The organism is Streptomyces sp. NBC_01460, from assembly GCF_036227405.1.
Classification (GTDB): Bacteria; Actinomycetota; Actinomycetes; order Streptomycetales; family Streptomycetaceae; genus Streptomyces.
On record NZ_CP109473.1, the window covers coordinates 6,608,717 to 6,629,808 of the forward strand.

Sequence of the window (21,092 nt, forward strand, 5' to 3'; positions counted from 1 at the left end):
CGTGAGTGGGGAAGCCCGGCGCGTCACCCCGTCACGATGCGGTCGACCGCCGCTTCGACCAGCCGGTCGCGCTCGGCCTCGGAGAACACGTCCGGCAGCGTGAGCTGCTCGACGATGAGCCAGTTGAACGTCAGGATGAGCAGGCGGACCGCGGTGGCGTCGCCCGGCAGTCCCGAGGCCTCGTGGTAGGCCACGTTGGCCTCGACGTCCGCGCGCACCTGCTCGGTCAGCACGGCCCGCAGCGCCGGGCGCCGGGTGGATTCGAGGCGCAGTTCGAGCAGGGCCAGGTAGCCGGTGCGGAAGGCGCTGATCCGGCCGATCAGTTCCCGCATGAGCACCGTGTAGGTCTCGCGGTCCCTCGGGGCGGACCGCTGGCGTTCGACCGTCGCCTCGTCGGGCTGGAGCCGTTCGTAGACCCGTGCGGCCGCCTGGGTGAGCAGGTCGTCACGGTTGGCGAAGTAGTTGGAAGCCGTGCCCGTGGGCACGGCGGCCTCGGCGTCCACCGCCCTGAAGGTCAGCCCGCGGGCCCCCTCCCTGGCCAGCACCTCGATCGAGGCGTCGACGAGGGAGGCCCGTCGCGCGTCGTTCCTGCGCACCATTGACACCACTCCATCTGTAGTACTACGGTCTAACCACTTCAACCACAGTACTATGAATGGATCGCCCTTGCGAAAGCTCGTGTACTACGTCGCGGTCACCATCGACGGCTACATCGCCGGCCCGGGGGGAGAGTTCGACTTCTATCCCCAGGGGGACGAGGCCCAGGCGGCTGCCTACATGAAGTCGATGAACACCCGCTATCCCGAGACCGTCCCCACCTTCGCCCGGGCGGGAGTGGGCCTCACGGACGCGCCCAACCTGCGGTTCGACACCGTGCTGATGGGACTCGGCTCGTACCGTCCCGGCCTGGACGCGGGTTTCACCAGCCCTTACGCCCACCTGCGCCAGTACGTCGTGTCGACGACGCTGGCGCCGGACACCGACCCGGCCGTCACCGTGGTCCCCGGGGACCCGCTCGCGCTGGTGCGCGAACTCAAGAAGGAGGAGGGTCAGGACATCTGGCTCTGCGGCGGCGGTCTTCTCGCCGGCGCGCTGCTGCCCGAGATCGACGAGCTGATCATCAAGAGCTATCCGGTCGTCGCGGGATCCGGGATCCCGGCGTTCAACGGAGCGTTCGACCCCACGCTCTTCGAGGTCACCGAGCGCACCTCGTTCGACAACGACGTGGCCGTCACCTGGTTCACCCGGCGCTGACGAGCAGGTGTGCCGCCCCGCCCTGGGGGCGGCACCGGGGCGTCCACGGGGCGGCGCTCGGCCCGGCCCCCGCTGCTCTTGCCTTCACCCGGACAACAACTGTCACCAGGAGTGAACAGGCCCCGCTGTGGCCTGAACCGCCTCCCGGCCCCGGTCGGTCGGCGGTTCGCGCCGTTTCCTGGGCTTTTGCCGCTGTCCGGATATGGAGGCCCGGTGCTCATCGGAGGCTCCGACTGCTCAAGGTCTTGACGGGGGGCACCCCAAAACGCTCAGCTTAGGGTTCACATGTTAGAGAAAACGGCAGGAGTGAGTGAGTCGATGGAGACTCCCGGGTCGCAGACATCTCTGCATAGGGCCAACCTCGAGCGGGTCGTACGTGCCGTAAGGATGGCGGGCTCCCTGACCCAGGCCGAGATCGCCAGAAGCACCGGGCTCTCCGCAGCCACCGTCTCCAACATCGTCCGTGAGCTCAAGGAGGGCGGCACGGTCGAGGTGACCCCCACCTCGGCGGGTGGGCGCCGTGCCAGGAGCGTCTCCCTGAGCGGGGACGCGGGCATCGTCATCGGTGTGGACTTCGGGCACACGCACCTCCGGGTGGCCGTCGGCAACCTGGCCCACCAGGTGCTGGCCGAGGAGTCCGAGCCACTCGATGTGGACGCCTCCTCCGCGCAGGGCTTCGGCCGGGCGGAACAGCTGGTCAACCGCCTGATCGAGACCACCGGGATCAGTCCCGAGAAGGTGATCGGCGTGGGCCTCGGTGTACCGGGCCCGATCGACGTCGAATCCGGCACGCTGGGCTCCACCTCGATCCTGCCGGGCTGGACGGGCATCAATCCCAGCCAGGAGCTCGCCGGGCGTCTCGGGGTGCCCGTCTACGTCGACAACGATGCCAACCTCGGGGCGCTCGGAGAGCTCGTCTGGGGCAGCGGGAGGGGCGTCAGGGACCTCGCGTACATCAAGGTCGCCAGCGGTGTCGGCGCAGGTCTGGTGATCGACGGGACCATCTACCGGGGGCCCGGCGGCACGGCCGGCGAGATCGGCCACATCACCCTCGACGAGTCCGGCCCCGTCTGCCGCTGCGGCAACCGCGGCTGCCTGGAGACCTTCACCGCGGCCCGGTACGTCCTGCCGCTGCTGAAGCCCAGCCACGGACCGGATCTCACCATGGAGCGGATGGTCCAGCTGGCCCGTGAGGGCGATCCAGGCTGCCGCAGAGTCATCGGGGACGTCGGCCGGCACATCGGCAGCGGTGTGGCGAACCTGTGCAACCTGCTCAACCCGAGCCGGGTCGTGCTCGGGGGATCCCTCGCGGAGGCGGGGGAGTTGGTGCTCGCGCCCATCCGCGACTCGGTCTCGCGCTACGCCATTCCCAGCGCCGCACGACAGCTCTCCGTGCTTCCCGGGGCGCTCGGCGGACGGGCCGAGGTGCTGGGCGCGCTGGCCCTCGTGCTCAGCGAGATGGGGGATTCAACCCTTTTGGAGAGCACCCTCCCTGCCGCGACGCCTGCCTTCACTTAGATAACGAATGGCACCGTTGTCATCTCGTTAAGGATTTACTCCTTGACGCTGACGAAGCGGCCGAGTTGACTTCGAGCCACCTCGGCCGCAACGTCGCGGCCTCGTCAGGGAGGTTCGAAATGAACACGCGTATGCGTCGTGCCGCCGTTGCCGTTGCCGCCACCACCATGGCCGTCTCGCTCGCAGCGTGCGGAAGCGCCAAGGAGTCCGGCGACAAGGCCAGCACCGACTCGGGCAAGAAGGGCGACGCCCTCAAGATCGGTCTGCTCCTTCCCGAGAACGTCACGGCTCGTTACGAGAAGTTCGACAAGCCGATCATCGAGAAGAAGGTCAGCGAGCTGACCGGCGGCAAGGCGGAGGTCGTCTACGCCAACGCCCGCCAGGATGCCACGCTGCAGGCGCAGCAGGTCGACTCGATGATCACGAACAAGGTCGACGCGCTCATCGTCGACGCCGTCGACGCCAAGGCCATCGAGAACAGCGTCAAGAAGGCCAAGGACCAGGGCATCCCGGTCGTCGCCTTCGACCGCCTCGCCGAGGGCCCGATCGACGCCTACACCTCCTTCGACAACGAAGAGGTCGGCCGCGTGCAGGGCAAGGCCCTGCTGGAGGCCCTGGGCGACGCCGCCAAGCCCACCATCGTGATGATGAACGGCTCGATCACCGACCCGAACGCCAAGCTCTTCAAGCAGGGCGCCAAGTCGGTCCTCGACGGCAAGGTCACGTACGGCAAGGAGTACGACACCAAGGAGTGGAAGCCGGAGAACGCCAACTCCAACATGGAGGGCGCGATCACGGCGCTCGGCAAGGACAAGATCGCCGGCGTCTACTCCGCCAACGACGGCATGGCGGGCGGCATCATCCAGGCCCTCAAGTCGGCCGGTCTCTCCAAGCTCCCGCCGGTCACCGGCCAGGACGCCGAACTCGCCGGTGTGCAGCGCATCCTCACCGGTGAGCAGTTCATGAGCGTCTACAAGTCGTACCCGCAGGAGGGCATCGTCGCCGCGGAGATGGCCGTCGCGCTCGCCAAGGGCGAGAAGCTCGACACCATCGCCACGTCCAAGGTCGACAACGCCGGCACGAAGGGCATCGCCACCGTCCTCGTCCCGGTCGTCTCGCTGACCAAGGACAACATCAAGGACACCGTCATCAAGGACGGGATCTACACGCTCGACGAGATCTGCACGGCCAAGTACAAGGCCGCCTGCACCTCCGCGGGCCTGCAGTAGGCCCCTCCGCCCGGCCGGCCCCACGGGGCGGCCGGGCGGGCCCCGAAGCCTGTCCGGCGCCCGGCCCACCAACTGTCCCGCTACCGGGCCGGGCGTCGGACGGAACGCTTCTGCTGTTTCTCACTTCTGCTCAACCACCGCACCTCCCCCCAGGTGCGGTATCCCCGCCGGGTCAGGCGGCGAAGGAGATGGTTCACGTGTCCGCTACGCCCGTGTTGGCGTTGCGAGGGGTCTCGAAGCGATTCGGTGCCGTCCAGGCGCTCACCGACGTAGAGCTCGAGGTCCACGCCGGTGAGGTGGTCGCCCTGGTGGGTGACAACGGCGCCGGTAAATCAACGCTGGTCAAGACGATCGCCGGGGTGCACCCCATCGATGACGGAGTCATCGAGTGGGACGGCCGCCCGGTCCAGATCAACAAGCCGCACGATGCCCAGAACCTGGGGATCGCGACCGTCTACCAGGACCTCGCGCTCTGCGACAACATCGACGTCGTCGGCAACCTCTACCTCGGCAGGGAGCTCCGCAAGTTCGGGATCCTCGACGAGGTCGAGATGGAGCGGCGCTCCCGCGAGCTCCTGAGCACGCTGTCGATCCGCATCCCCAGCGTCCGCATACCGATCGCGTCGCTCTCCGGCGGTCAGCGCCAGACCGTCGCCATCGCGCGTTCGATGCTGGGCGAGCCCAAGCTCGTCATCCTCGACGAGCCCACCGCCGCGCTCGGCGTCGAGCAGACCGCCCAGGTCCTCGACCTCGTCGAGCGGCTGCGCGAGCGGGGCCACGCGGTCATCCTCATCAGCCACAACATGGCCGATGTGAAGGCCGTCGCCGACAAGGTCGCGGTGCTCCGGCTGGGCCGGAACAACGGGGTCTTCGACGTGAAGACCACCTCGCAGGAACAGATCATCTCCGCCATCACGGGTGCCACGGAGAACGCCGTGACCCGTCGTGCGGCGCGCAACGCGGAGGCCCAGAAGTGACAACCGACAAGACGTCCACCGCAGTGGTCAACCCGGAGGCCGCCAAGGGCGCCGACACCGTGGTCGACCCCCGCCTCCTCGTGCGCGAGCAGGGCTTCGGCGGCTACATCACCGAGTTCAAGCGCAAGATGCGCGGCGGTGACCTGGGCTCGATCCCGGTGATCATCGGCCTGATCATCATCTGCGTGGTCTTCCAGAGCCTGAACTCCGAGTTCCTCTCCGCGAAGAACGTCAGCGACATCGCCGTGACGATGGTGGCCACCGGCATGATGGCCGTCGGCATCATCTTCGTGCTGCTGCTCGGCGAGATCGACCTCTCGGTCGGCTCGGTCAGCGGTGTCGCCGGTGCCGTCGTCGCCGTGCTCAGCGTCACGCACGGCATGAACGAGTGGCTCGCCGTCCTCGTCGCGATCGTCAGCGGCGCGGTCATCGGAGCCGTCCACGGCTTCTTCTTCGCACGGATCGGCGCCCCGGCGTTCGCCGTGACCCTCGCCGGCCTCCTGTTCTGGCTGGGCTTCATGCTCCAGCTGCTCGGCGACACGGGCACGATCAACCTGGACAGCGACGGCGTCGTCGGCAGCCTGACCACGTACTACTTCTCGGACGTCGCGGCCGCCTACGGCCTCGCGGCCGTCGCGGTGATCGGGTACTTCCTCTCCGCGTTCCTCGACACCCGCCGCCGTGAGGCCGCGGGCGTCCCGTCGCGGCCGATCGTCGACATCGTGGTGCGCACCGTGGTCCTCGCGGTGTTCGGCTTCGGCGCGGCGTTCATGTTCAACCAGTACCGCGGCCTCCCGCTGGCCCTGGTCCTCTTCCTCGTCGTCCTCGTCGGTACGGACTTCGTCCTGCGCCGCACCTCGTACGGCCGGAAGATCTTCGCGCTCGGCGGCAGCGTCGAGGCGTCCCGCCGTGCGGGCATCAACGTCACCGCCATCCGCATCTCGGTCTTCGCCATCGCCGGCACCTTCGCGGCGGTCGGCGGCCTCTTCTGGGCCTCCAAGATCGCGGCGGCCAACCAGGGCTCCGGCGGCGGCGACCTCCTGATGAACGTCATCGCCGCGGCCGTCATCGGCGGCACCAGCCTCTTCGGTGGCCGGGGCCGGACCTGGAACGCGCTGCTCGGTGTCATGGTGATCGTCTCGATCCAGTACGGCCTGGCCCTGGAGGGCATCGCCACACCGATCAACTACATGATCACCGGCGCTGTTCTTCTCATCACGGTCGTCATCGACTCCATCACCCGCAAGACGCAGAAGACCGCAGGCCGCGCCTGACCGTCGTACCTGCACAGAGGTGCCCGGCATCGTCCGCGATGCCGGGCACTCGCACGTCCGCCGCGCCCCGGCGCGGCGCGGCGGAATGCGCCGCCCGATGACCGGGGCCGCCGGCGGAACATTAGACTCATCGGATCGACACGCTCGACCAGCTCACAAGCAAGGAGGCACGGGTGGACCTGCTGACCCGCATCAAGGGACCGCGTGACCTGGACCGGCTCGGCCTCGAGCAGCTCGACCAGCTCGCCGGGGAGATCCGTACCTTCCTCGTCGAGGAGGTGTCCAAGACCGGCGGCCACCTCGGCCCGAACCTCGGCGTGGTCGAGCTGACCATCGCCCTGCACCGGGTCTTCGAGTCCCCGCAGGACAAGGTCCTCTTCGACACGGGCCACCAGAGCTACGTGCACAAGCTGCTCACCGGCCGGCAGGACTTCTCGAAGCTCAAGAGCAAGGGCGGCCTCTCCGGGTACCCGTCCCGCGCCGAGTCCGAGCACGACGTCATCGAGAACTCGCACGCCTCGACGGTGCTCGGCTGGGCCGACGGCCTCGCCAAGGCCAACGAGGTCCTGAAGAAGGACGACCACGTCGTCGCCGTGATCGGTGACGGCGCGCTCACGGGCGGTATGGCCTGGGAGGCGCTGAACAACATCGCCGCCGCCAAGGACCGCCCCCTCGTCATCGTCGTCAACGACAACGAGCGCTCCTACGCCCCGACCATCGGCGGCCTCGCGAACCACCTCGCCACCCTCCGCACCACCGACGGGTACGAGCGGTTCCTGGCCCGTGGCAAGGACCTCCTGGAGCGCACGCCCGTCGTCGGCAGGCCGCTGTACGAGACCCTGCACGGCGCCAAGAAGGGCCTCAAGGACTTCATCGCCCCGCAGGGCATGTTCGAGGACCTCGGTCTCAAGTACGTCGGCCCCATCGACGGCCACGACATCGAGGCCCTGGAGTCCGCGCTCCAGCGGGCCAAGCGCTTCGGCGGCCCGGTCATCGTGCACTGCCTCACCGAGAAGGGCCGCGGCTACACCCCCGCCCTCCAGGACGAGGCGGACCGCTTCCACGCGGTCGGCAAGATCCACCCGGACACCGGCCTGCCCATCTCCACCTCCGGCCTCGACTGGACCTCGGTCTTCGGCGAGGAGATGGTCAAGCTCGGCCACGAGCGCGAGGACATCGTCGCCATCACGGCGGCCATGCTCCAGCCCGTGGGCCTCGGGAAGTTCGAGGAGGCGTTCCCGGACCGGATCTACGACGTCGGGATCGCCGAGCAGCACGGCGCGGTCTCCGCGGCCGGTCTGGCCACCGGCGGGCTGCACCCCGTCTTCGCGGTCTACGCGACCTTCCTGAACCGCGCGTTCGACCAGGTCCTGATGGACGTCGCCCTGCACAGGTGCGGAGTGACCTTCGTCCTGGACCGGGCCGGCGTCACCGGCACGGACGGCGCCTCGCACAACGGCATGTGGGACATGTCGATCCTCCAGTGCGTGCCGACCCTGCGCATCGCCGCCCCGCGCGACGCCGACCAGGTCCGCGCCCAGCTGCGCGAGGCCGTCGCCGTGGACGACGCGCCCACCGTCGTGCGCTTCTCCAAGGGCGCGGTCGGCCCCGCGGTCAAGGCCGTCGGGACGGCCGGCGGCATGGACATCCTGCGTGCGGCGGGCACGGACGCCCCGGACGTCCTCCTGGTCTCCGTCGGCGCCCTGGCCCCGATGTGCCTGGAGATCGCCGCCCTGCTCGACGCCCAGGGCATCTCCACCACCGTGGTCGACCCGCGCTGGGTCAAGCCGGTCGACGAGGCGCTCGCCCCGCTCGCCGCGGAGCACCGGGTCGTCGTCACCGTCGAGGACAACAGCAGGGCCGGCGGTGTCGGCTCCGCCGTCGCCCAGGCGCTGCGCGACGCCGGCGTCGACGTACCGCTGCGCGACTTCGGCATCCCGCCGGTCTTCCTGGACCACGCCTCGCGCGGCGAGGTCCTGGCCGAGATCGGGCTGACCGCACCGGACATCGCCCGGCAGGTCACCGGCCTGGTCGCCAAGCTGGACGGCCGGTACGAGAGCCGCACCGCGGAGCCCGTCCGCGACTGATCCACGCGCGTGTCCCATGGGCCGGCCGGTCACCCCACTCGGGTGGTCCGACCGGCCCATTCGCGTGAAATCGGGCCGGGCGGGGCGTGCCGGGGCGGCCCGTTCCGAATCATGGCGTGCACGACGAGTGCGTGGAGGTACGCCGGTGAGCACGCAGCAGGACACGCCCCCCAGCGGAAAGGGACTGTTCCGGACCAAGACGGTCGAACAGTCCATCCGTGATACCGAAGAACCGGAGCACGCGCTCAAGAAATCGCTCTCCGCGCTGGACCTCACGGTGTTCGGCGTGGGTGTCATCATCGGCACCGGGATCTTCGTCCTCACGGGCAAGGTCGCCAAGGAGACGGCGGGCCCCGCCACGGCCCTCGCCTTCGTCGCGGCGGGCATCGTCTGTGCCCTGGCCGCACTCTGCTACGCCGAGTTCGCCTCCACCGTGCCGGTGGCCGGATCGGCGTACACCTTCTCGTACGCCTCGCTGGGCGAGCTGGTCGCCTGGATCATCGGCTGGGACCTGGTGCTGGAATTCGCGCTGGGCACCGCGGTGGTCGCCGTCGGCTGGTCCGGCTACGTGCGTTCACTCATGGACAACATCGGCTGGACGATGCCCGAGATCCTCTCCGGTCCCGATGTGGCGAGCGGATTCGGCTTCGACATCCTGGCGTTCGCCCTCGTGCTGATCCTGACGGTGATCCTCGTCCTCGGGATGAAGCTGTCCGCCCGGGTGACCACGGTCGTCGTCGCCATCAAGCTCGCGGTCGTGGCCATCGTGATCATCGCCGGCGCCTTCTTCATCAAGTCGGCCAACTACTCGCCCTTCATCCCCGAAGCGGAGAAGCAGGCCGGCGGATCCGGCCTGGACGCGCCGCTGGTCCAGCTGATCTTCGGCTACGAGCCGACGAACTTCGGCGTCATGGGCATCTTCACCGCGGCGTCCATCGTCTTCTTCGCCTTCATCGGCTTCGACGTCGTGGCCACCGCGGCCGAGGAGACCAAGCTCCCGCAGCGGGACATGCCGAGGGGGATCCTCGCCTCCCTCGTCATCTGCACCCTGCTCTACGTCGCCGTGTCGATCGTCGTCACCGGCATGCAGAACTACTCCGAACTCTCCGTCAGCGCCCCGCTCGCCGACGCCTTCAAGGCCGTCGGGCACCCCTTCTACGCGGGCGTCATCAGCTTCGGCGCGGCGGTCGGGCTCACCACGGTCTGCATGATCCTGCTGCTCGGCCAGACCCGGGTGTTCTTCGCGATGAGCCGTGACGGGCTGCTCCCGAGGTTCTTCTCGGTGACGCACCCGCGCTTCGGGACCCCGTACCGTCCGACGATCCTGCTCGGCGTGATCATCGCGATCGTGGCCGGCTTCACGAGCATCAACGAGCTGGCGACCCTGGTGAACATCGGCACGCTCTTCGCGTTCGTGGTCGTGGCCCTCGGCGTCATCGTCCTGCGCCGCACCCGGCCCGATCTCCACCGCGCCTTCCGCACCCCGTGGGTGCCGCTGCTCCCGATCGTGTCGGTGGCGGCCTCGGTCTGGCTGATGCTGAACCTGCCGGCCGAGACGTGGCTGCGGTTCGGGATCTGGATGGTGCTCGGCGTGATCATCTACTTCGTGTACGGGCGCCGCAACAGCCGTATGGCGAAGACCGGCTGAGCCCGGTCAGTCACGCCGCGGCGGCAGCGGTCGTACCGTGCGAGGGCCCGCGCACCGGGCCCCGTGCGCCTCGGCCCGCTGCCGCAGCTCGCGGTCGGCCGTGACCACGAGGCAGGACCGCGCTCCGCGTGCGGCGGCGGCCAGCGCGACGATCAGGTCGTCCCCGCTGCCCGGCGCCGCCTCCACCCGTACGCCCTGGACGGACGCGACCTCGCGCGCGGCGCCCTCCACGACCAGCACGATCTCGACGGGGCCGGCCTGCCCGGGCAGACCCTCCGCGGCGTACGGGACCAGTGAGTCCCGCAGCCGCTCGGCCGCCCCGCGCCGGTCCCGCCACCATCCATCAGGTACGGAGCCGACGACATTGGCGGCGTCGACGATCACGAGGGCCCTCTCACCGGTCATCCCCGAAGGATGACAGGTCAGCCGCCGGTCGCCGGCGACTTCTTGGCCGACTCGGGGATCGTGCCGTCCGTCCGGATGGCCTTCCAGAGGTCGCCGGCCTGGGGCTCGGAGGCCACCACGCGGTTGGGGTCCTGCTTGTCGTAGGCGACGGGCAGCATGATCGTCTCCATGGCGGAGGGATCGACGCCGTTCATCGAGCGCGCGAACTCCGCGAGCGAGGTCAGGGAGGCGAGCCCCTCGTCGGTCGTGAGCGACTTGGTCGCGGAGTTGGCGATCTTGTAGGTGCTCGTCGGACTGCCCAGCAGGTCCTGCGACTTGATCTCCGTCAGCAGGGCGAGCAGGAACTGCTGCTGGAGCCCGATGCGGCCGAGGTCGCTGCCGTCGCCGACGCCGTGGCGGGTGCGGACGTAGGCGAGCGACTCGATGCCGTTCAGCCTGTGCGTGCCGGCGGTCAGGTCGAGGCCCGAGGCCTCGTCCTTGATCGGCTCCTCGACCTTGACGGTGACCCCGCCTATCGCGTCGACGAGGTCCTTGAACCCGGCGAAGTTGATCTCCAGGTAGTGGTCGATCCGGACCCCGGACATCTTCTCCACGGTCTTGACCACACAGGCCGGACCGATCTGCGAGTAGACGGAGTTGAACATGACCCGGTTCGCGGACGCCGTCTTCGAACCGTCGGCCTTGACGCACTCGGGCCGGGTCACCAGGGTGTCGCGCGGGATGGACACCGCCGTGGCCTCGGTGCGGCCCTCGGGTATGTGCACCACCAGTGCGGTGTCGGAGCGCGCCCCGCTGACGGCGCCGCCCCCGCCCAGCTCCTTGTTCTCCGCCCCGGCGCGCGAGTCGGAGCCGAGGACGAGCAGGTTCTGACCGGTGGTGGGGAGCTTCTCGGGGCGGTCCTCGCCGAGGGCCTTGTTGATGTCGACGCCCTTGATGTTGCCGTCGAGGTCCTGGTACATCCAGTACGCCGTGCCGCCGCCCGCGAGCAGGAGCACGAGGAGGACCCCGAGTGTGATCCTGAGTCCGCGGCGGCGCTTGCGTTCCTTCTTCCGGCCCCGCTTCGGAGCTTCCGCCCGTCGGGAGGCGCGCCGTCCTGGAGGCATGACGTCGTTGCTCATCCTGTTCGAGTCCCTTGGTCTCGCGGCCCGGGAGGGCTGTGGGCGGGTTGGACTCGGGTGGGGGGAGGAGCCGGTCCGACTTCGGTGTGCGTAGCACTATAGACAGTCCGTCGAGCGTGCGTGCGAACACTGTGGGGCGTCATACGCGCCACAGCTCCCCCCGCGAAGCCGCCCACCAGCACCGGGCCGTCACCATTCGGGCACTCAAAATTCTCTCATGTGAGGGACTAGTATGTGCCAGATTCGAAATCATGCGCGATGCGCCGGACGCCTGGAAAGGTGACTGCGGAAATGCTCGGACAGGATGCCCGCGCGACCCCGAGGGTTGCTTCCGGGGCAGGCGCGTTGCAGGGCATCTGGCTCACCCGGGGCAAGGAGGGCCGTCTCACGGCGTACGCGTCGGCCGAGGGCGGACTCAGGCGCTGGACCGAGAGCCGGCCCGGGAGTCCGGACTGGGGGCGGTCCACGCTCGTCCCCATGCCAGGTCTCACCCATCTGTCCGTCACGCAGGACGACAGCGCCTACGTGCACTTCGTCGGACGCCGCGAGCGCAGAACCGCTGACCGTCGGACCGTCGTGGACATCGTGCACGCCCTTCAGTACCAGTCGGGGCGTCCGGTCACCGAGTGGCGTTCGCTGGGAAATCCGCACAAGGGTGCCGACGATGCCGCCAGGCTCGGCCCGCCGGCCGCGGTGGTGACGACCGCGGGAATGGTGCACATCTTCGTCCGGAACGCGGACGGTGGCCTGGCGCTCCGGCGGGAACAGAGCGACGGCAAGTGGCGTGGCTGGGAGGACCGCAAGGGCGTGGCCGGCATCGAGGGGGGCCTCGCCGCCATCGCCCTTTCCTCGGGCCGTATCGAGTTGTTCGCGACCACGGCCGACGGGACGCTGCACTGGTTCCAGAAGGAGGCCGGCGGAGGGCTGGGGGACGGGTACCCGTCACGTCTCGCGGTGTCCCAGGACACCTTGGCGGTCCTGGAGACCGGGCCCGACCGGCCCACTTTCTACTGGACCGATCCGGGTGGCCGTGGAGTTGTCGCCTACCGGGCGGGAGGGTGGCCCATGGCTCTGGGCGGCGCACCGGGCGAGGGCGCCCATGGGGCGGCCCGCGCCTTCCTGGACGGCTACGACTGCACGGTGCTGGCCCATCGCGGCGCGGAGGGGACCGCCGTGGTGGGGGTGGGTGTCACCGAGGGGGAGGACAACGGTGTGTGGTGGTCGGACACAGGGGTGCGATGTCTGGCCGCACCGGCGCTCGCACAGGACGCGTTCGGCAGGCTCGTGGTGGCGGTCATCGACGAGCAGGGAACCCCGAAGGTGGCCAGGCAGACAGACGGGCCGGGGCTGACGCTCTCGGAATGGTGCGCTCTCTGACATCCGCACGGGCGGAACGTCCGGCCTCACGTCCGCGTCGCGGCGCTTGAGGCCTTCTCCGTCAGATCGACCGGCGGCATCTATGGTTGTGCGCCGGGGAGTATGGCGTGTGTCACGCGCTTCTGTCGAGAGCAATGCATGATCTTGTGCTGAATCTGCACATTGACATCCTTTAATGTTCACTTAAGATTTGCGTTTGAAGCGACAGTTCGAGAGCTGAGCCGCGAGGCGCTCGACGGGGGTGCCCGATTGCGGGTCGAAGGCGACTCGACCGGGCGGTGCGCGGAAGCTGGGAATCGAAGGGGTGCAGGTGCTCTCCTGCCTCGAACTGGAGTGTGAATAATGGATGCTGGGCTGCCCCGCTTGAGTGTCATCGTCCCGTTCCAGGACGTGGAGATCTACCTCGCGGAGTGCCTGGAGTCCATTGCGCGGCAGACGTTCCGCGACTTCGAAGTGATCATGGTCGACGACGGATCGACGGACTCGTCCACGGCGATAGCGGAGGGGTTCTGCGCCGAGGACCCCCGCTTCCGGCTGATACGCCAGGAGGCGAACGGCCCCGGGCACGCGCGCAACACCGGGCTGCGCGCGATGCATCCGGCCGGCGAGTTCCTGGTGTTCGCCGACGGCGACGACGTCATTCCCGAGTACGCCTACGAACTGCTCATCCGCACACTCTCCGAGTCCGGATCGGATTTCGTCTCCGGAAACGTGCAGATGATGAATTCCACGACGAAGTGGCAATCCCCCCTCCACAAGGGGCCGATGCAGCGGGACCGCAAGGGCACCCACATCACGCGCTTCGAGGCGCTCATCTATGACCGCACCGTCTGGAACAAGGTGTTCCGGAGGAGCTTCTGGGACTACCACTTCATCCAGTTCCCCGAAGGGGTTCTCTACGAGGACTCCTGGGTCAACATGTTCGCTCACTTCAAGGCCGCCAAGGTCGATGTCATCACCGACATCGTCTACTTCTGGCGAAGACGGGACGGCGGAGCCGCCCCGTCGATCACCCAGAGACACACCGAGCTCAGCAACCTCCAGGACCGTGTCGCGGCGGTCCAGTCCGTGAGCCGCTTCCTCGGGCAGCACCGCTCACGCTCGTTCCGGGACCACAAGCGGAAGTACGACCTCGCCTGCCTGAAGTCGGACCTGATGCTGCACCTGAAGGTCCTTCCCGACGCCGACGAGGAGTACCGGGACGCCTTCATGTACGCGGCCCAGGACTTCCTCGGTGAGGCTGACGACGACATCATCGACGAACTCCCGGCGGATGCCCGGGTCAAGTGGCTCCTCGTCCACCAGGGCCGGCTCGGCGAGCTCCTGGACGTTCTCGAGTTCGAACGGAAAGGCGGCCCGCTGCCTGTCCGCAGGCGGTTCCGCCGTTACCTGAACTACCCTCATCTGGGCAACCGGGAGACGGGCCTCTACAAGCGCGACTACCGGCTCGACAAGGAGCTGTCGCCCTTCAGTTCGCTCACGGGCGCGCAGTGGAAGGGTGAGTGGCTCACCCTGACCGGATCCGCCTATGTGCGCTTCATCAACGTGCACAAGCGGCACATGTCCACGAAGATGCTGGCCCTGCGGAACAAGAAGACGGGCAACACGCTCGTCAACCTGGCACGGACCGTCTACTACCCGCAGGCCACCGAGTACTCGAACCAGAACCGTTACTGCTACGACTGGGCAGGCTTCGAAAGCCGCTTCGACACCACGCGTCTCAAGAAGAAGGGTGAGTGGGTCGAGGGCACCTGGGACGTCGCGGCAGGTGTCTTCAGCCGCGGGCTGTTCCGCTACAAGAGCATCGGACGCGGTGGGGCGGGCGTCGCCGCCAACCCGCCGATCCGCTATGTGGACAAGAACACGCGCATCGTGCCGCTCTTCGTCCAGGGCGGTCTCAAGATCCGCGTCGAGAGAGTGCGCTGCCGCATCACCAGGCACCGCGTGGCCGGCCAGTATCTCGAGCTGGGAGGCGTCTACCTCGGACCCAAGATCCCGGAGTGGGGAAAGCTCCGCGTCACCAGCATGAACGGTGCGGGGCGGCACGACGCCTGGATGTCCTTCCAGCCCGGCGGCGAGGGGTGGTGCACCTTCGTCGCCCGGATCCCCCTGAACAACCTGGTGCCCGGCTCGCGGGGATCGGGCGACGGATCCGTACCGCAGGCATGGACCATGGGAAGCAACGGCTGGAAGACGACCGTCCATCTGGAAGGGCGTAAATCACCGCTGTACCCCGTGATGGCCGAGGACACGGACGACGGGCACTATCGGATGCCCGAAGGGCTGCAGACCGACGACGGCGACCGCGAGATCGTCGCCCACCGCAACGGTTCGGGCTACGTGGTCCTCTTCGAGCGCTCCGCCCTGCCCCTGGTCACCGACTACTGCTGGCGCGAGGACGGTTCACTCGAGATCATCGGCCGGTACTCCTGTGCGGACCGGCTGACCCCGCACGAGAGGAGCGCCGCCCACCTGGTCGTACGGTCACGCGCCCATGGCGCCGAGCGCGCGGTGGCCGTCGAATGGGACGGTCCTCGCTTCCGCTGTGTGGTCACCCCCGCGGCGATGCGGACCCTCGCAGGGGCCATCCCGCTCGCCGCGGGCCGCTGGGACTTCTTCCTGCGTCGTCAGGACCCCTCCGAGGTGTCGCCGGACGAGCGCCTGCCGGACCTCATGCTCAAGATCGAGCAGAGCCTCATCAGTACCTTTCCGCAGGAGGTCGAGACGCACGGCAGGGGGTACGACCTCCAGGCCGAGGCCTACGACCGGCTGTCGCTGCTCGTCCGCTCCGCGATGGCCGAGGACGCCCGGGGGCCGTACCGCCAGAAGCTGCTGCGCACCAGGAGCTACCCCCAGGCCCGTCGGCAGCCGATCAGGCCCGCCGTGCTGTTCGACGCCTTCAAGGGCACCCAGTACTCGGACAGTCCACGAGCCGTCCACGAGGAACTGGTCCGGCGCGGAGTCCCGCTGGAGCACCTGTGGGTGGTCCGCGACGACCAGGTCCAGGTGCCTCCGACAGCGAGGGCCGTCCGCATGTGGTCGTCGGAGTGGTACGAGGCGCTGGCCACCTCCCGTTACGTCGTCGCGAACAACCATCTCCCCGACTGGTTCGAGAAGCGCGCGGAGCAGGTGGTCGTGCAGACCTGGCACGGCACCCCGCTCAAGAAGATCGGCCACGACATCGAGGCCGTCCACTTCGCCGACCAGCGCTATCTGGAACGGGTGGCGAAGGAGGTCCAGAACTGGGACATGCTGGTCTCCCCGAACAGCTTCTCCACGCCCATCCTCAAGCGGGCCTTCCAGTTCCCCGGGGAGATGGTCGAGTGCGGCTACCCCCGCAACGACATCCTGCGTCGCCCTGGCACGGAGCGGCGTGCGGAGGAGATCAGACAGCGCATCGGACTGCCGGCGGGGAAGCGCATCATCATGTACGCACCCACCTGGCGCGACGACCAGTTCTACGCACCCGGCAAGTACAAGTTCGACTTCCGGATCGACCTCGACGACGCCCGCAGACGCCTCGGTGACGATCACGTGCTGATGGTCCGCCGGCACCCCAACGTCGTGGACCCGGTCCCGGGCGCCGGGGACGGTTTCGTCTTCGACGTGTCCGACTACCCGGACATGGCGGATCTCTCCCTCATCACCGATGTGATGATCACGGACTACTCGTCCCTGATGTTCGACTTCGTCAACACCGGACGTCCCATCCTGTTCTTCACCTACGACCTGGACCACTACCGGGACACGCTCCGGGGCTTCTACTTCGACTTCGAGCAGAGCGCTCCCGGGCCGCTGCTGTTCGAATCGGCTGAACTCATCTCCGCGATCGAGGACATCGACCGCATCCAGGAGGGGTACGCCGACCGCTACCAGTGGTTCCAGGAGGAGTTCTGCGACCTGGACGACGGGTACGCCTCCGCCCGCCTGGCGGATCACATCCTCGTCGCCGGAGGCGATCTCGACCCGTCCCGGCCCCAGGCCCCGGCGACGGAAGCGCACGGGCCCGCCGGCGACCGCGGGTTCCTGTCGCGGGCCGGCAACGACGCGGTGAGGGCGGTCCTGCATGCGGAGAGCGACGTACGGCAAGCCCCGTACCCCCCGGCCGGATCGCAGTCCCAGGTGAGAATGGATTCCGCACATGTCTAACGCAGCTCCGGCCGGCCGCAGAATCTTCACCGGTGTGGAAGCGTCGGGGAAGTTCCCCATCGACTACAAGTTCACGCATGCGAGAAACGGCAACCGGCGCCTGATGGTCGTCTTCGCCAACCTCAACGCGCCCGACGAGTACGGGTGGGGCAACGGAGTGCTCGACAAGACGCGGTCCAACATCCTCTGGATACGCGACAAGTTCGACGGTGTGAACAGTTACTACCTCTGCAAGGAGATGGACTTCTCGCTGGAGGAGTCCGTCATCGGTCTCATCTCCCGCGTCATGCACGCACTCGAACTGACCCCGGACGACTGCATCATGTTCGGCAGCTCGAAGGGCGGCACGGCCGCCCTGTACTACGGCCTGAAGTACGGTTTCCGCGACATCGTCGCCAGCGTGCCCCAGTTCGCGATCGGCTCCTTCGTGAGGGAGCACATGAAGCCCACCGCCCGCTTCATGATGGGCGAGGGAGTGCCGGAGCACAACGTCGAGATCATCGACTCGCTGCTCCCCGACACGGTGTGGCGGAGCAGTAACCGCAATGCCAACATCTACCTGATCTCCTCTCCGCAGGACGAGCAGTACAAGCAGCATGTCGAGCCGTACATCGGGCACTTCCGCGATTACACCAACTTCAACTTCATCTACAACGACTCCCCCCTCATCGCCGGGCACGGCAAGGTGACCCTGCGGAACCTCCCCGTCATGCTGGGGCTGGCCAACCTCCTCGTCGACGGTGTCACCCCGCGCATCGGAACCATCCGCAACGGGTACGAGCAGCCGGACCGCAGCACCACGGGCATCGACGACTACCTCAAGTCGACGTCCCGGCTCAAGGACACGTTCACCGCGCCCACCGTCCACACGCCGGTATCGGGCGGGACGACACCCGGGCGGATGGTCGCGTTCACCGGATCGGCACCCGGCGCGGTGCGGGTGAGCCTCTGGGAGAACGGGAAGTTCCTGTCGTCCCCCCAGGTGGGGCCCGACGGTAACTGGAGCTGGGACCCGGACCGCGACTGGTCGGTGGGCAAGCATGTCATCCGCCTGTTCGCGGTGGACGCCGCCGGCTACCACTCCCCGCGGACCGAGGTCGTCTTCAGCGTCCCGGAGAGGAGTGCCGCTACGGTGCCGGCGGCTCCGACTCCGGCTCCGGGCCGCGCGGAGGACCTGATGGGCACGGGCCCGCTGTTCTCCGCCCAGGCGCCGATGACGCCTCCCCTCGCACCGGTGGTCGCGGCACCGGCACCTGGCCAGCAACTGCCGGGAACCGCCGTCGCCTTCAGTGGCTATGCTCCTGGCGCGGTCCGGGTCGAGTTCGGCGAAGCCGGTGCGGCTCTGGGCGCCAGCCACGTCACGCCGGAGGGCACCTGGGTCTGGGAATCCGGCTGGGCGTGGGCCGAGGGCCCGCACACGGTCGAGTGCTTCTCCGTGGACGCGTCCGGCAACCCGTCCCGCCCGGTCCCGATCGCCTTCACCGTGGTGAACGTCTACGCCGTGCCGGCGAACGGCGCGTACCTCGACGGGCGTTACTGACGCGGCTGCGCGGCCCCCCACCAGATCGGAGACTCCCGAACCATGTCCACACCAGCTTCCGCCGGCGCCCCGCTCAGCGGCATCGAGACGTCCGGGACGTACCCGGTCCAGTATCGCTTCTCCCACGCGAAGAAGGGCAACCAGCACCTGGTGGTGGTCTTCGCCAACTTCGCCGCTCCTGATGACTACGGCTGGTCGAACGGGGTCTTCGGCAGCCTCCGGTCCAACATCCTGTGGATCCGGGACCAGTTCGACGGCCACAACAGTTACTACCTCTGCAAGGGTATGGACTTCGACCTGGAGCGGTCCGTCGTCACCCTGATATCGAACGTGATGACGTCGCTGGGCCTCACACCGGACCAGTGCACCATGTGGGGCGGCTCCAAGGGCGGCAGCGCGGCCCTCTACTTCGGGCTGAAGTACGGGTTCCGCAACATCGTTTCGATCGTCCCGCAGTTCCGGATCGGCACCTACCTGGAAAAGCACCCGAAGGTCGCCGAGTACATGATGGGACAGGTCACGGAGACCAACGTCCGCATTCTCGACAACGTGATCGCCGACCTGGCACGTGCCGGGGCGAACCGCGGTGCCAACATCTATGTGCTGTCCTCACCGCAGGACGAGCAGTGGCCGGTGCAGGTGGAGCCCTATCTCGGGCTGTTCAACGGCTACGAGAACTTCAACGTCATCTTCAGCGACTCCCCCCACATTCCCGATCACACCCAGGTGACCCGGCGGAACGTGCCGGTGCTCATGGGGTTGATCAACTTCCTCATCGACGGCATGGCTCCGCGCCTCGGCTTCGCCGTGAACGGCAGAGAACAGCCGGATGCCGACAGGTCCGGCATCGACCGCTACCTCGACGAGACGTCGCAGGTGCGCTCGTCCTTCCCCGCGCCGGTGGTCTTCACGCCTTCGCCAGGCCAGGTCCACGCACAGACCGCGCAGTTCACCGGCTCCGCGCCCGGCGCGGTGCGTGTCAGTTTCTGGGAACACGGCAAGTTCCTGGGATCGCCCAAGGTCGCGCCCGACGGCACATGGTCCTGGGACCTGGGCAGGCCCTGGTCCCAGGGCGACCACGCCGTTCGTGTCTTCGGTGTGGACGCCACGGGTTTCGCCTCCCCGGCAGCCGACATCCCGTTCACCGTCCCGGCACCAGGATCCGCTCCGGTGGGCATGCTCCCTGAGCCCGGGCTCCCGGTACCGGCACAACCCGGGACCGGTGTGGCCGCCCCGGGGCCGGTGATCTCGGTGCCGGCCGCCGGCCAGCAGATGCCGGGCCCGGTCATCGGACTCATGGGGTACGCGGCGGGCGCGGCGCAGGTGGAGTTCGTCGAGGACGGTATGCGGCTGGGGGCCGCGCCGGTCGAGCCTGACAGCAGGTGGTCCTGGGAATCCGGTTGGTCCTGGGCCGAGGGCCGGCACACCGTGGAGTGCTACGCGGTGGACATGCACGGCAACCTGTCCCAGCCTTCCGTGGTCACGTTCGGCGTGGTGTACGCCTACGCCTCACCGGCGGCTGATTCGCACCTCATGCAGGGGCACCGACCTGGATGATCAGGGCCGAGTGGTCCGACGCCCCCGTGCCGCGGACGGAGCAGCCGGTCCTCGGCAACGCGGTGAACAGGTAATCGACCTTGTGGCCGGTGCTGTGCGTGGCCCTGCCCGCACGTGACGCGGGCGATCTCTGGTCGCATTCCCGGTAGGTCCGGTAGGCGGCGTACGGCCAGATCCAGCTGTCCCTGTCGGCGCTCCGCGGCGGTGCGCTGTTCAGGTCGCCGCCGAACACCGTGCGCTCATCCGCCGCACCCACCAGTGACTTCAGCTGGTCGTCGCGGAACTCCCGGTCGGCATGCGCCCGGTCACCGTTCGGCAGACTGAGATGTGCGTTGCACACCCGCACGGCGAGGGCGGCCGCCGTCGCGCAGACGATCCCCCGGTGCAGCCCGACCGCCGGCTGCCGGGTGGACACCACCGACACCTCGGTGAGCGGAGAGAGCGCGAGAAGCGCCAGGCCCGCCGTCCCTCGGCGCGCTTCCGCGCACCGGACGGCGGTGCGCCGGCCCTCGGCGTCCTGGACGGCATAGGGCAGAAAGGTGCTGTGCCAGTCCTCTCCCAGCTCATTCCGGGCGTCGGTGAGGTCGCCGGCACAGACTTCCTGCAGCATCACCACGTCCGTGCGGTCGCTGCCGGCCAGCCGTTTCAGCGCACGGATCTTCTCGGTACGGGTTCCGGTGCTCTCACAGTTCCACTGCAGGACCCCGCACATGTTCCAGGTCGCGATACGCAGGTGCCCCGGCGCGGCGTCCGGGGCCCACGCCCGGGTGGCGTGCAGCGGCTGCGACAGCCCGAGGAGGAGGGCGCACACCGTCAGCACCGGCCACCTGCGGTGGAGCGGCGCTGCGGGGCCCTTCGGTAGCTTTCCGGCGCGACGCCGCATGACCTGTTCTTCCCGCCTGCCCGAGCCCGAACGGGAACGGGCCGTACGGAAATGATCCCGTACGGCCCGTCCATGG

At 68.4% G+C, this 21,092-nt stretch carries 15 protein-coding genes; 11 read left to right on the forward strand and 4 right to left on the reverse strand.

Annotated elements, in window-relative coordinates:
* Window positions 1-23 precede the first annotated feature (23 nt).
* Window positions 24-599 (reverse strand): TetR/AcrR family transcriptional regulator, encoded by a 576-nt coding sequence (locus OG488_RS29790; RefSeq protein ID WP_329234201.1) that lies wholly within the window; start codon window positions 597-599, stop codon window positions 24-26.
* Window positions 600-666: 67 nt separating this feature from the next.
* On the opposite strand from OG488_RS29790, the gene OG488_RS29795 reads away from it, so the two are divergent.
* The 7 genes from OG488_RS29795 (at window position 667) to OG488_RS29825 (ending at window position 9,987) form a co-directional block, all read left to right on the forward strand.
* Entirely contained in the window at window positions 667-1,254 is a 588-nt protein-coding gene (locus OG488_RS29795; RefSeq protein WP_329234204.1) for a dihydrofolate reductase family protein, read from the forward strand.
* A gap of 318 nt (window positions 1,255-1,572) precedes the next feature.
* Complete coding sequence (locus tag OG488_RS29800) at window positions 1,573-2,772, forward strand: ROK family transcriptional regulator (RefSeq protein WP_329234207.1); 1,200 nt, start codon at window positions 1,573-1,575, stop codon at window positions 2,770-2,772.
* A gap of 119 nt (window positions 2,773-2,891) precedes the next feature.
* Complete coding sequence (locus OG488_RS29805) at window positions 2,892-4,001, forward strand: sugar ABC transporter substrate-binding protein (RefSeq protein ID WP_329234210.1); 1,110 nt, start codon at window positions 2,892-2,894, stop codon at window positions 3,999-4,001.
* 188 nt (window positions 4,002-4,189) lie between these two features.
* Window positions 4,190-4,978, forward strand: coding sequence for an ATP-binding cassette domain-containing protein (locus OG488_RS29810; RefSeq protein WP_329234213.1), 789 nt, complete (start codon window positions 4,190-4,192; stop codon window positions 4,976-4,978).
* The gene (locus OG488_RS29815; RefSeq protein ID WP_329234216.1) at window positions 4,975-6,252 is read left to right on the forward strand and encodes a sugar ABC transporter permease; all 1,278 of its coding nucleotides are present in this window, start codon (window positions 4,975-4,977) and stop codon (window positions 6,250-6,252) included. The genes OG488_RS29810 and OG488_RS29815 overlap by 4 nt, the downstream gene beginning before the upstream one ends.
* Before the next feature lie 173 nt (window positions 6,253-6,425).
* Complete coding sequence (gene dxs, locus OG488_RS29820) at window positions 6,426-8,339, forward strand: 1-deoxy-D-xylulose-5-phosphate synthase (RefSeq protein WP_329234218.1); 1,914 nt, start codon at window positions 6,426-6,428, stop codon at window positions 8,337-8,339.
* A gap of 145 nt (window positions 8,340-8,484) precedes the next feature.
* A complete protein-coding gene (locus OG488_RS29825; protein ID WP_329234220.1) occupies window positions 8,485-9,987 on the forward strand; it encodes an amino acid permease in 1,503 nt (500 codons plus the stop codon).
* 6 nt (window positions 9,988-9,993) lie between these two features.
* On the opposite strand, the gene OG488_RS29830 is transcribed toward OG488_RS29825, so the two are convergent.
* Both OG488_RS29830 and OG488_RS29835 read right to left on the reverse strand, forming a co-directional pair.
* Window positions 9,994-10,392 carry an NTP pyrophosphohydrolase gene (locus tag OG488_RS29830; protein ID WP_329234223.1) on the reverse strand — a complete coding sequence of 133 codons (399 nt, stop codon included), beginning with the start codon at window positions 10,390-10,392 and terminating at the stop codon, window positions 9,994-9,996.
* 17 nt (window positions 10,393-10,409) lie between these two features.
* Window positions 10,410-11,510, reverse strand: a complete 1,101-nt coding sequence (locus OG488_RS29835; protein WP_329234225.1) for an LCP family protein — start codon at window positions 11,508-11,510, stop codon at window positions 10,410-10,412.
* 291 nt (window positions 11,511-11,801) lie between these two features.
* On the opposite strand from OG488_RS29835, the gene OG488_RS29840 reads away from it, so the two are divergent.
* The 4 genes from OG488_RS29840 (at window position 11,802) to OG488_RS29855 (ending at window position 20,133) form a co-directional block, all read left to right on the forward strand.
* Window positions 11,802-12,887 (forward strand): hypothetical protein, encoded by a 1,086-nt coding sequence (locus OG488_RS29840; RefSeq protein ID WP_329234228.1) that lies wholly within the window; start codon window positions 11,802-11,804, stop codon window positions 12,885-12,887.
* 363 nt (window positions 12,888-13,250) lie between these two features.
* Window positions 13,251-17,036, forward strand: a complete 3,786-nt coding sequence (locus tag OG488_RS29845; protein WP_329234231.1) for a bifunctional glycosyltransferase/CDP-glycerol:glycerophosphate glycerophosphotransferase — start codon at window positions 13,251-13,253, stop codon at window positions 17,034-17,036.
* A complete protein-coding gene (locus OG488_RS29850; protein ID WP_329234234.1) occupies window positions 17,029-18,576 on the forward strand; it encodes a hypothetical protein in 1,548 nt (515 codons plus the stop codon). Before OG488_RS29845 ends, OG488_RS29850 begins: the two co-directional genes overlap by 8 nt.
* A gap of 42 nt (window positions 18,577-18,618) precedes the next feature.
* Window positions 18,619-20,133 carry a hypothetical protein gene (locus OG488_RS29855; RefSeq protein ID WP_329234237.1) on the forward strand — a complete coding sequence of 505 codons (1,515 nt, stop codon included), beginning with the start codon at window positions 18,619-18,621 and terminating at the stop codon, window positions 20,131-20,133.
* On the opposite strand, the gene OG488_RS29860 is transcribed toward OG488_RS29855, so the two are convergent.
* A complete protein-coding gene (locus tag OG488_RS29860; RefSeq protein WP_329234240.1) occupies window positions 20,108-20,953 on the reverse strand; it encodes an endonuclease/exonuclease/phosphatase family protein in 846 nt (281 codons plus the stop codon). The genes OG488_RS29855 and OG488_RS29860 overlap by 26 nt on opposite strands.
* Window positions 20,954-21,092: the final 139 nt, after the last annotated feature.

Coding starts and splice junctions, on each gene's coding strand:
- OG488_RS29810 (WP_329234213.1), top strand. CDS start 4,190: ATGGTTCACGTGTCCGCTACGCCCGTGTTGGCGTTGCGAGGGGTCTCG.
- OG488_RS29850 (WP_329234234.1), top strand. CDS start 17,029: ATGTCTAACGCAGCTCCGGCCGGCCGCAGAATCTTCACCGGTGTGGAA.
- OG488_RS29835 (WP_329234225.1), bottom strand. CDS start 11,510: ATGAGCAACGACGTCATGCCTCCAGGACGGCGCGCCTCCCGACGGGCG.
- OG488_RS29855 (WP_329234237.1), top strand. CDS start 18,619: ATGTCCACACCAGCTTCCGCCGGCGCCCCGCTCAGCGGCATCGAGACG.
- OG488_RS29840 (WP_329234228.1), top strand. CDS start 11,802: ATGCTCGGACAGGATGCCCGCGCGACCCCGAGGGTTGCTTCCGGGGCA.
- OG488_RS29790 (WP_329234201.1), bottom strand. CDS start 599: ATGGTGCGCAGGAACGACGCGCGACGGGCCTCCCTCGTCGACGCCTCG.
- OG488_RS29830 (WP_329234223.1), bottom strand. CDS start 10,392: ATGACCGGTGAGAGGGCCCTCGTGATCGTCGACGCCGCCAATGTCGTC.
- OG488_RS29800 (WP_329234207.1), top strand. CDS start 1,573: ATGGAGACTCCCGGGTCGCAGACATCTCTGCATAGGGCCAACCTCGAG.
- OG488_RS29805 (WP_329234210.1), top strand. CDS start 2,892: ATGAACACGCGTATGCGTCGTGCCGCCGTTGCCGTTGCCGCCACCACC.